This window comes from Microcoleus sp. D3_18a_C4 (genome assembly GCF_036702415.1).
In the GTDB taxonomy this organism is placed as follows: Bacteria; Cyanobacteriota; Cyanobacteriia; order Cyanobacteriales; family Microcoleaceae; genus Microcoleus.
In genome coordinates, this window is the sequence record NZ_JAUBTI010000132.1 from 1 (window position 1) to 2,019 (window position 2,019).

The window sequence follows — 2,019 nt, forward strand, 5'->3', positions numbered from 1 at the left end:
AGCGTCCCCGCTCGCGTATTGTACAATACGCGAGCGGGGACGCTCGCACTGTAAATGCAAAACTGAGATGCTCCCACTTAGGCTGGGTGTAAGTCCCTACTTTGTTTCATCTGAGATATTGCACAATTCTCAATTACTTGTTTAGGAACAGGCTTTTCGGCCTGTTCCACAAGAGATGAATTTCATTGTGGAACAGGCCGAAAAGCCTGTTCTTGACAATGGTGCAAGATGTGAGTTTCATCCGATTGACAACTGCTATAGCAATCCTAAATGAGTCGTCAACTTTTTACCCCACCCCAACCCTCCCCTTACCAAGGGGAGGGAGTAAGAAATTCACAAATGATTTAGGATTGCTATATATTAGACAATTTTCTCAATATCTCTCTATAGATAGATGTCTACTCAACTCCCCTTTCACCTACTTAAATCAAAATGTGCACTCTTCACTCAAGCATTATTAAGTAAGCTAAAGTTTAGTTAAACTTTTATTGCACAAACTCGCTAAATCCAGCGAAACAAAAGAAAGCGAGTTATGAGAGAAATAAGGCGATCGCACCGCCATTCCTCAAAAGCAAATGCAAAAAATAAATTCCCTGCTGCAACGAAGCCAGAAGCGCCCCCGTCTTTTAGCCTTATTCGCTGTCACATTAGCCACCGTCTTGCTTTTATTTATTCTGCCGGCACTGACTCAACAGCCAGTCGCGATCACCATGTTAATGCAAGGTCAAGACCTTGTTAACTGGAAACCCTTTGTCAAAGAATTTGAACAGAAAAACCCCGACATTCGCATCAACCTCATAGAAGGGCCTTTTGACAGCAACCTCATAGAAAATCTTTACACATCTGCCTTTCTTTTAGGCGAATCGCCCTACGACATCATCAACATGGATATTGTCTGGGTTCCCAAATTTGCAGCCGCAGGTTGGGTAAGCGATTTGACAGACAGAATTCCCCCCGAACAACTATCAAAATTCATCCAAGGTAACGTCGAAGGCGGGCGGTATCGGGGCAAACTTTACCGAATTCCCCACGCTTCCGATGCCGGAATGCTTTATTACCGCAAAGACATTTTAGAACAAGCGAAAATTCCAGCGCCGAAAACCTTTGAAGAGATGGTAAAAATCTCTCAAAACTTGCAGAAACAGGGAAAAGCAACTTGGGGTTATCTGTGGCAAGGTAAACAATACGAGGGAGTATCTGCGATGTTTGTTGAAGTGCTCTCCGGTTTCGGCGGCTTTTGGGCTAACCCGCAAACTTTTGAAGTTGGCTTAGATAAACCGGAGGCAATTAAAGCAGTGGAATTTCTCAAAAATACGATCGCCTCTGGCATTTCTCCTCCGGGTGTAACCACCTACGGCGAAGAAGAAACCAGGCTGTTGTTTCAAAACGGTAAAGCGCTGTTTTTGCGAAACTGGCCCTATGTTTGGAAGCTGGCAAATGCCGAAGGATCGAATGTTAGAGGTAAAATTGCGATCGAGCCAATGCTCAGCAGTACCGGTCAAACAGGCGGTTCCTGCTTGGGCGGCTGGGGCTGGGGAATTGCCAAAACCTCAAAACATCCAGAACAAGCGTGGAAAGCAATTCAGTACCTTACCAGCGAGGAAACCCAACGCAAATTTATTTTACAAACCGGTTTAGTTCCCAGTTACAAATCCCTATTTACCAACAAAGAAATAGTCGCCAAATATCCCCACTACCCGCAACTGCTAAAAGTAGTGGAACGATCGGCTTTGCGCCCGCCCCTGGCACAATACGCTCAAGCTTCTGATATTTTGCAGCGCTATTTGAGTTCAGCTTTTACCGGGAGAATGAGTGCAGAACAAGCAATGAAAGCAGCAGCTAGCGAAACTCGCAATTTATTAGGGAGTTTGAAATAACCCAAAGCTTCGTAAATTTGACATCTTGCCTCTGTCAGAAACAGGCAAGATGCCTGTTCCACAAGGAGTTAGAAACAGGCAAGATGCCTGTTCCACAAAGAGTTAGAAACAGGCAAGATGCCTGTTCCACAAAGAGTTAGAA

At 44.8% G+C, this 2,019-nt stretch carries 1 protein-coding gene; it reads left to right on the forward strand.

The annotated features are described in order from the left end of the window. The first annotated feature begins 575 nt into the window (after positions 1–575). Complete coding sequence (locus QUB16_RS30275) at positions 576–1,877, forward strand: ABC transporter substrate-binding protein (RefSeq protein WP_333321866.1); 1,302 nt, start codon at positions 576–578, stop codon at positions 1,875–1,877. Positions 1,878–2,019 lie beyond the last annotated feature (142 nt).

Excerpts from the sequence above, each read along its gene's own strand:
- QUB16_RS30275 (WP_333321866.1), top strand. The coding sequence starts at position 576 with ATGCAAAAAATAAATTCCCTGCTGCAACGAAGCCAGAAGCGCCCCCGT.